The 8,287-nt window shown below is 57.9% G+C and carries 8 protein-coding genes; 2 read left to right on the plus strand and 6 right to left on the minus strand.

Going from position 1 to position 8,287, the window contains the following annotated elements:
* Positions 1 to 24: 24 nt before the first annotated feature.
* Together AB1A64_RS13500 and clpS are read right to left on the minus strand one after the other, a co-directional pair.
* Positions 25 to 990, minus strand: coding sequence for a class I SAM-dependent methyltransferase (locus AB1A64_RS13500; protein ID WP_366551887.1), 966 nt, complete (start codon positions 988 to 990; stop codon positions 25 to 27).
* A 27-nt stretch (positions 991 to 1,017) separates the two neighbouring features.
* Complete coding sequence (clpS, locus tag AB1A64_RS13505; RefSeq protein ID WP_366551888.1) at positions 1,018 to 1,365, minus strand: ATP-dependent Clp protease adapter ClpS; 348 nt, start codon at positions 1,363 to 1,365, stop codon at positions 1,018 to 1,020.
* A gap of 93 nt (positions 1,366 to 1,458) precedes the next feature.
* Between clpS and AB1A64_RS13510 the strand changes: the two genes are divergently transcribed.
* The gene (locus tag AB1A64_RS13510) at positions 1,459 to 2,160 is read left to right on the plus strand and encodes an HAD family hydrolase (RefSeq protein ID WP_366551889.1); all 702 of its coding nucleotides are present in this window, start codon (positions 1,459 to 1,461) and stop codon (positions 2,158 to 2,160) included.
* Positions 2,161 to 2,441: 281 nt separating this feature from the next.
* The gene (locus tag AB1A64_RS13515) at positions 2,442 to 3,824 is read left to right on the plus strand and encodes a D-alanyl-D-alanine carboxypeptidase family protein (protein ID WP_366551890.1); all 1,383 of its coding nucleotides are present in this window, start codon (positions 2,442 to 2,444) and stop codon (positions 3,822 to 3,824) included.
* Between the two features lie 71 nt (positions 3,825 to 3,895).
* Here AB1A64_RS13515 and AB1A64_RS13520 read toward each other — a convergent pair whose 3' ends face one another.
* From AB1A64_RS13520 to AB1A64_RS13535, 4 genes are all read right to left on the minus strand, one after another.
* A complete protein-coding gene (locus tag AB1A64_RS13520) occupies positions 3,896 to 5,143 on the minus strand; it encodes a hypothetical protein (RefSeq protein WP_366551891.1) in 1,248 nt (415 codons plus the stop codon).
* Positions 5,144 to 5,294: 151 nt separating this feature from the next.
* Positions 5,295 to 6,056 carry a 5-oxoprolinase subunit PxpA gene (locus tag AB1A64_RS13525; RefSeq protein WP_366551892.1) on the minus strand — a complete coding sequence of 254 codons (762 nt, stop codon included), beginning with the start codon at positions 6,054 to 6,056 and terminating at the stop codon, positions 5,295 to 5,297.
* 12 nt (positions 6,057 to 6,068) lie between these two features.
* Positions 6,069 to 7,067, minus strand: coding sequence for a biotin-dependent carboxyltransferase family protein (locus AB1A64_RS13530; protein ID WP_366551893.1), 999 nt, complete (start codon positions 7,065 to 7,067; stop codon positions 6,069 to 6,071).
* A complete protein-coding gene (locus tag AB1A64_RS13535) occupies positions 7,064 to 7,816 on the minus strand; it encodes an allophanate hydrolase subunit 1 (protein WP_366551894.1) in 753 nt (250 codons plus the stop codon). The genes AB1A64_RS13530 and AB1A64_RS13535 overlap by 4 nt, the downstream gene beginning before the upstream one ends.
* Between the last annotated feature and the right edge of the window lie 471 nt (positions 7,817 to 8,287).

Consider the following 8,287-nt stretch of genomic DNA (forward strand, 5'->3'; position numbering starts at 1 on the left):
AATTGCGGCGCAGGTTAACTGGGATCACCGCAGAGGGCGAGTGGCATGGAACACCTTGAACCGATTGTCGCCGGTCACTTCTTCGACATGCGCAAATGTGTCGGTCAATGTGGGCTCATAGGGCAGGTGGCGGTTGGCCACCATCCACAGTGTGCCATTGCGGGTCAGGTTCTTTGCCGCGGATGTGATAAAGCCTTGCCCCAGCGCCGGATCGGCGTTGCGCGTGGTGTGGAACGGTGGGTTCATCACCACGGTATCGATGGGTTCGGCGGCACGCCATGTCACCGCATCGGCCCAGTGAAACTGAGCGCGGGGATCAGTCACATTGGTGCGGGCACAGGTCAGCGCAATATGGTCGGCCTCGACCAGGTGCAATGATTTCAGGCCCGGCGCCTGCAGTAGCCCGGCCGAAAGATACCCCCAACCGGCCCCCAAATCGGCGACCCGAGCGCCCAGCTTGTCCGGCAGAGCCGCCCGCAACAGGGCAGAGGCCGGATCAACGCCATCGGCCGAAAACACGCCTGGCGCGGTTTGAAAGCCATCGGCGGCCTGATGTGCGGGCGCGGCCCAATCCGCAAAAGCATGCGGATCGGACTGGAACCAGAAGATCTTGCCATGCGCCTTTGAAATCGGCCCCTCAACCGCAACCCGCTTGCGGATGTCCTTCAATAAACTGTCCACACCGTCGGTCTTGACGCCGTCAACGACAATCACGCCATTGGCGCGGGTGCAGGCCTGCTGCACCATCGACCGGGCCAGAGCCTTGGCGCGTGGCAGGATTACCATGGCGTCCTGACAGGGATCTTGCGCCGCAGGTACAACCGCGAAGCCTTGTTGGGCAAAATGGTCGTGAAAGGGTTTAAACGGCTGAACCACCTGCGTTTCACGCGGCAAATCAGACAGGTCACTGGCCGTTGTTGGCCCCAGTACAGTTAGTGGTTGCGACAGGGTCAGACCGCTTTGCAGCGCAAGATCAAGGCGAGGGGACATAAGCAATTCCGTAAGACCAACCGGGCCTTACTCTTCCCGTTCCATGGTGCATTGCAAGGGGTGCTGGTGCCTGCGTGCGAAATCCATGACCTGGCCCACTTTGGTTTCGGCGATCTCGTGGCTGAACACGCCAACGACGGCCACGCCTTTTTTATGCACCGTCAGCATGATCTCGAACGCTTGCGCGTGGGTCATGCCAAAGAACCGTTCCAGTACGTGCACAACAAATTCCATTGGCGTGTAATCGTCATTCAGCAGCAGAACCTTGTACAGCGGCGGACGCTTGGTCTTGGTGCGCGTCTGTACCAGGACCGACGCGTCGGCATCGTCGTCGTCGTCCGAATTGTCAGACATCATCCATTGGTGTTCAAGCATCGCGTTCTACTGTCCGATTCAGGCTTCGGTTTGTCTTTGCGCTTATATAACGTCGAACGAGCCAGAGAAAAGAGCCAGCAGGACGTAATAGCCATGGGTCAAAATCTTACCACAATCGGCTTCGATGCGGATGATACATTGTGGCACAATGAACGGTTTTTTCAGCTGACGCAGGCTTATTTCGCCGATCTTCTGGCGGATCACGCTGAACGGGATCACCTGATGGAGAGCCTGCTGGCCGCAGAAAAACGCAATATTCGGCACTATGGATACGGAATCAAAGGCTTTACCCTGTCGATGATCGAAACTGCGATTGAGGTGACGGATGATCGGGTTCCCGCCTCGGTCATTCGGCAATTGATAGAAGCCGGGCAAGAGATGCTGGCCCACCCGATCGAGCTGTTGCCCCATGCGCGCGCGGCGATTGAAAGCGTGGCGGCGACTCATCAGGTGGTGCTGATCACCAAGGGCGATCTGATTGATCAAGAGAGGAAACTGGCCCAGTCGGGACTAGGTGAGCTGTTCGACGGAGTTGAAATCGTGTCCGAGAAAACACCCCAGACCTATCGGGACATCTTTGGCCAATACTGTGACGGGCCTGCTTCTGCGATGATGGTTGGCAACTCGATGCGCTCGGACGTGGTCGCCCCGATACAGGCCGGGTGCTGGGGCGTGTATGTGCCGCATGGTTTGGTTTGGGAAATCGAGCAGGCCGAAACCCCGGCACACAGCCCGCGATACCGCGAGCTTCAGGATCTGGGTCAGCTTGCCAATCTTGTTCAGCGACTCAGCTGATGTGGCCGAATGGCCTCAGTCCTGAAAAATCGACGCCCAGCGTCGGCAAATTCTGGTCATATTCATGGATTTGGTGGTGGCAAGGGTGCGCCTGACCACATGTGGTGTGTCCGTGGCAAGCTCAAGAAACCGCGAAATCACGAGCTTTTTGTTTCTTTCACTGGGTCCCTGTGTTAGCCTGATCGATAATAAAATAATTATTTAGCCGACCGGGAAAACCCGGCGGCCCGAGGTAGACAGAGGCAAAGATCGTGCAGGTTCGGCGGACAGTTCCGGCCCGAATGGGCTTATTCCTTATAGCATTCTTGTGGCTGCTTTCCTTTGCGCCGTTGCAAGGGGTGGCTGCGCCTTATGCGGCGATGGTGATTGACGCACGCACCGGCGAGGTGCTGCATTCGCGCAATGCCGACACACGGCTGCATCCGGCTTCGCTGACCAAGATGATGACGCTCTATATCGCGTTCGAAGCCGTGCGGAACGGTGAGATCGATCTGGACACCCAGGTGCGCATCACCAAAAAGGCCGCGTCCGAGCCGCCGTCAAAGCTGGGCCTGCGATCCGGTCAGAGGATTGCGTTCCGCTACCTGATCCGCGCGGCGGCGGTGAAATCGGCTAATGATGCCGCCACCGCCATCGGGATTGCGATCAGCGGGTCCGAAGCCGCCTTTGCCCGCCGCATGACCCGTACTGCCAAAGCGATGGGCATGAGCCGCACAACCTTCAAGAACGCGCATGGCTTGACGGAATCAGGCCACCTGTCGACCGCGCGCGACATGACCACGCTGGGGCGTCATCTGCTGTATGATTACCCGCAATACTACAATCTGTTCTCCCGCCAATCGACACATGCGGGGATCAAGACCGTTCCCAACACCAACCGCCGCCTGCTGGCCGCCTATAAGGGCGCAGACGGGATCAAGACAGGCTACACCCGGGCTGCTGGCTTCAATCTTGTGGCCTCGGCCAAGCGCAAAGATGAACGTATTATTGCTACCGTCTTTGGCGGCAAATCTGGCGCATCGCGCAATGCCAAAGTGGCCGAGCTGTTGGACATGGGCTTCCGCCGTGCGCCGTCGCGGGCACCGATCCGTAAACCAGCGCGTCCGACCTATGCCGGGAATGCGGGGTTGGGTGCGACAGTTGCAGCCCTGACTGGTGCACCAAATTCCAGCCTCCGTCCGGTACTGCGTCCGACAGCAGGGTCTGCAGTACAGGTTGCCGGCACCGTTGCTGCGACAGCGGCCAAGAACGGCGCGCGTATTCAGGACGGTATTGCGGTCGCCATGGCTGCAGCGGATATCCAAACCCCAACCGGCGACACAGCGCGCCCCGCCGCGCGTCCGGATGATTTGGTTCTGGCGTCGACCGACCCGGCCGTGCAGCCGGAACCCGAACCGGAAATTGTCACCCGCTTGTCCACGTCCGGCGGGCATCTGTGGGGCGTCAACGTGGGCCGCTATACCACCCGATACGAGGCGGAAAAGGTTTTGCTGAAAACCGCTCTGTCGGAAATGACCACTCTGGAAGGCACGCTGCGCAAGGTGAACCAAAGCTCGCGCGGCTTTGACGCGACATTCCAGGGCATGACCCGCGAACAGGCTGATCTGGCGTGTCGCAGGCTTCAGGCCCGGAATGTCACCTGTTTCATGATCGGGCCGTCATAAGATCCGACATATACTCTCCTGGATGGATCTGGGCTGCGAGGAAACTCGCAGCCCTTTTTTGTCAGGGCGCTTTAGTCGAACACGTGGCCATGCTGGTATTGTTCGTCCTGCCCTGCGGCGGCTGTCAGGGCCGCCACGTTGTCCTTGGTGAAGAACCCGTCATAGTGATGGCAGCGCTCGATATACTCCGTGATCAGCAGCGTGTTTTTCGAGTGTTTCGAGAAAATCTGCTTAAGGTTCGGATCGTCCTTACACTCGCCAACGATATGGGCCAGGAACGGTACGCCCTTGTCCTTGAGTGTATTCACCACGAAATCAACGTTTTTCTCACCGGCGTTGTGATCACCGTCCTGAATTTCGATGGCCATGTGATGCAGGCGCCGGCCGAAATTTCGGACGAAGTCCTCGGTCGGCATTGGCAGTTGCTCGAATGAATTTATGAAGGACGGGGTGTTGTTGGCGGTGAAGACCTTGGCGGGCGATTTCTTGTCATCATCCACATTCGGGTTCCGGTTTACGTTGGTCGACGAGTTCATGTCAAAGATGTTGTACGCACCCCAGAAGTAATAAGGCACCATGGTCAGAAACTCGAGGATCGCGTCCTCTCGCTCACCGGCCAGAATGCGGGTGGCAAGATGATCGACCCCCAACATCAAAGGTGAGATATTGCTGTCAGCGCCAAAAGCGGCGGCCTGATCCAGCTGCGCCTGCTCGGCATCGCTCAGCAATACGCGGTCGCCCAAGCCCAGGCTGTCGGGATCGTTGAAATCCAGCGTGGAATAACCGACCCGGTTGCAAGTGAAATCCGACGGGGTGGTGAACCGGAACCCATCCAGCGTGTAGAACGGGTTTTCGGTATCGCCTTCATATTCAAAGCGGATATTCTGACCCTCAAGCGTTTTGGTAAGAGTTTTCAGATCGGATGCGCCGTAAATCTCTCCGACATAACGGGTTTGCGGGGTGCCGCGTGCCAGAGGGTACATGCGGTTGATGCGCGGAATGAAATCCTCAAAGCTGGGGCTGAGCGGGGCCATCACGATCAACGCGGGGTAGTCGGCGTGCGAATGCAGGACCGAGAACTTATGCGTTTTCCCCAAATAGGTGGCTGTGTGGCGATAAGGGGTCATCACATACAATTCGATCAGCGTATCGAACAGCGCCGTGGTTTCCACTTGCTGGACAATCGCCCGCATCGGCCCGACCTGATCGGCAACACCAGAGCTGCTGCGGCGTTCGTAAATTCTGGGCAGGTACTCGCTGAAGAAGTCCGAGTTCTTCTTGTCCCCGCGCGGTTCATAAGACATCAAATCGAAAGACATAAATTTACCTCCTTGCGTGGGCCCAGAGAGGCCCGGGCCCGGCGTTGCCTGGATTTCCAATAATCAGAACATGCACTTGCAGGCATGCTAGGGTCAGAAATCCAACTGGGCAACACTAAGAAGGTGGGGCGCAGACCTTACGCCCGGATGTCTATCGGGTGAATTTTGTCACTTCGACACCGCCCGCGATCAGGTTTTCCCGAACAGACCGGGCGATCTGCACCGCGGTCGGCCCATCCCCATGCAGGCAGATCGTGTCGATTGAGGTTTCCAGTCGCTTGCCGGATTCGGTGATGATGGCGCCCGCGCGGACCATATTGAGGATGCGTGGCCCGGCCAGATCCGGGTCATGGATGACCGCGCCGGGCAGGCTGCGATCAACAAGAGTGCCGTCATCGTTATATGCGCGGTCGGCGAAGATCTCTCCGACCCATTTGCAACCCAATTCGCGCACGGCCTCTTCCTGTTTGGTAACAGCCAGCACCATGACGATAATGTCCGGGTCCACGTCCAGCGCGCCCTGATAGCAGGCCCGCGCCATGTCGATATCGACCGAACACATATTGGCCAAAGCGCCGTGCAGCTTCAGATGCCGGACCTTCGTGCCAACCGCTTTGGCCATGCCCATCGCCGCACCCAACTGAAAGCGTACCAAATTGCGCAGGGTTTCGTGGGGTACCTTCATATTACGGCGGCCAAATCCCTGCAGATCGGGAAAGCCGGGATGCGCGCCGATGCCGACATCGTTCTGGGCAGCCGACGTCATCGTCTTTGCCATGACGTCGGGATCACCCGCATGAAAGCCACAGGCGATATTGGCCGAGGTGATGATCTTCAGCAGGCTTTCATCATCGCCCATATTCCAGGGGCCAAAGCTTTCCCCCATATCGGCATTCAAATCGACGCTGGGCATCTGCAAAACTCCTTATTCAGTGCCAGAGATCATTCCGCTGATCAATTGATAGGATAACAGGTCCGGGATGTCGTGCGGATCGCGAACCAAGGGCTCGACCCGCGCCCGCAACCGGGACAGATCGGACAGGTAAGTGGCGTGCAGGGCGATGGACTCGTCCATGGACACAAATGTGAACTTTATCTGCCCGCCCGCCGGGGTTTGCGCCGCCCGGGACAGATCGCAGGGCAGGACAGTGGCGATGCGAGGGTAACCTCCGGTCGTCTGGCATTCGGGCAGAAGTATAAAGGGGTTCCCGGTACCGGTCATCTGGATGTCGCCGGGGGTGATCACCTCGGACAGGATGTTCAATTGACCCTTTGCGGCAAAACCTTCGCCATCGCTTTCCAACTGCATGCCCATACGGTTGGCCCGCGCACCGCGCCGAAACACGGTTTCGGTAAAACGGTCCAGCGTTCTGGGATCGAACAGGGGGGTCTGGAAGCTGGCCAGCACGCGCAGGGTGCCCCCGGAAAATCGGTCGTCGGGGCGCAGTTTCATACCGGTATTGCCTGAATAGGATCCGACGGGTAGCCGGTCGCCGGCCTGCACGGCACGCCCGACATTCGCTGTCAGGTGGGCGGAACGTGAACCCAGGAACAGCGGCACATCAATCCCACCACCAACATGCAAATATCCATAGTTGCCCTGTTTGGCGGCGCCGATCGTCAGCTTCTGACCCGCCTCCATTGTATGCGAAGCGTTCCAGACAATCTGGACCCCATCGATACTGGCCTGCATTGGCGCGCCGGTCAGGGCGATGCTGACCGGTTGCGTGGCCTCGAACGTGCCGCCCATTCCCGCCATTTCCAGGCTTGCACAGTCCGGGCTTTGACCCAGCAGCGCTGCACCCTCATGCAACGCCAGTTGATCTGCCGCCCCTGACCGTGAAAGTCCCTGATCCAGATATCCCGAACGCCCTTGATCCTGAACGGTGCAGGCCGGTCCGATTTGATGCACCAGTAGGCTCATGCGGGGATCTCCTCACAGGTCGCACCGCCCGAGGCATCATTAGTCTCGCGAATATTATCCAGTTCTGCGCGTGAAATTGGTGGGAATTCCATTTCATCCCCGGGGCGTAGCGCAAAGCTCTGTTCGGCTTCGGGTCGAAAACAGCGAAAGGCGGTTTGGCCCACATGCCGCCATCCGGTCGGGGTCGGCCCCGAAAACAGCACGAATTGTGAGATCGCCAGAACCAATGCCCCCTCCGGCACCATCGGAGTGAGTTCCTTTAGGCGCGGAATATCGAATTCAGATCCCAACGGTCCAAGGTAAGGTTGACCGGGCGCAAAACCGATGGTTAGCACGCGTACCCGGGATTCACAAAGTCGCTTAATGGTCTCTGAGGGCGACAGTCCTGCGGCGGCTGCGGCTTCATCCAACTGTGGGGCAAGTTCTCCGCCATATACTGTGGGCACCCGCCACAGACGACGCCCGGCCGGAAGTGGCGCTTGGTACCAGTCTTGTTGATGCAGAATCCTTTCCACCCGCCTGTGGATTTCAACATGCGACAAGGCGACTGGATCAAACCGAACATAGGCCGAGGCCAGAGACGCCGATGTCTCAATCACACCTTCCCAATCCAATAGGTCGACCGCATTGCGAAATGCAAGCGCCGCCCGGTTCGAGGATTCAGCCATCGTGTCAGCAAACGAGACCAACAAACCGTCCTGACCAACCGTCCGTATGCTAGGAAAGGGGTGCGTGTGCGTAGCTGTCATAATTACTGTGCATTTGGCTGTATCTTCGGGCGAGGTGACCGCATCCGGGGCCAATGCGCAAGACCTGGCGCGCGCGTTATGTCGTTTTCAGTGCTCTGACTTGGGGTGAGTCGGAAAAAAAGGGCTCCAAATTGACTCGGATAAGATGATCCGACTCGGTTGGGTCTTGTGGGTGTGGGGTTGGAACTCACTATATATAGGGTGGGCGAGTAGTTGGCGGACTGTTGTTGATGGAGCAACTGGGTGTCCTTACTGAGTGAATGGTGATTTTTGTCTGACCGGAAGCATCTTAAATATTTGAAAAATAATTGAAAAATATGAAACTGCAAAAAAATCGCGCAAGATGCGATTTTCCACTTGCGGCTATTGGAGGTAAACCTTAGAACCCCCTTCACCGGCGCTGCTGAGGCGGTGCTGACGGGTCGGAGAGACGGCCTGACGGACTGGAAAGACGGTTGAGACGCTCAGGAT

Source organism: Ruegeria sp. ANG10, assembly GCF_040705255.1.
Lineage (GTDB): Bacteria > Pseudomonadota > Alphaproteobacteria > Rhodobacterales > Rhodobacteraceae > Ruegeria.

Bases quoted from the DNA above. Each gene is read 5' to 3' on its own strand.
- AB1A64_RS13500 (WP_366551887.1), bottom strand. From the start codon at position 990: ATGTCCCCTCGCCTTGATCTTGCGCTGCAAAGCGGTCTGACCCTGTCG.
- clpS (WP_366551888.1), bottom strand. From the start codon at position 1,365: ATGCTTGAACACCAATGGATGATGTCTGACAATTCGGACGACGACGAC.
- AB1A64_RS13510 (WP_366551889.1), top strand. From the start codon at position 1,459: ATGGGTCAAAATCTTACCACAATCGGCTTCGATGCGGATGATACATTG.
- AB1A64_RS13515 (WP_366551890.1), top strand. From the start codon at position 2,442: ATGGGCTTATTCCTTATAGCATTCTTGTGGCTGCTTTCCTTTGCGCCG.
- AB1A64_RS13520 (WP_366551891.1), bottom strand. From the start codon at position 5,143: ATGTCTTTCGATTTGATGTCTTATGAACCGCGCGGGGACAAGAAGAAC.
- AB1A64_RS13525 (WP_366551892.1), bottom strand. From the start codon at position 6,056: ATGCCCAGCGTCGATTTGAATGCCGATATGGGGGAAAGCTTTGGCCCC.
- AB1A64_RS13530 (WP_366551893.1), bottom strand. From the start codon at position 7,067: ATGAGCCTACTGGTGCATCAAATCGGACCGGCCTGCACCGTTCAGGAT.
- AB1A64_RS13535 (WP_366551894.1), bottom strand. From the start codon at position 7,816: ATGACAGCTACGCACACGCACCCCTTTCCTAGCATACGGACGGTTGGT.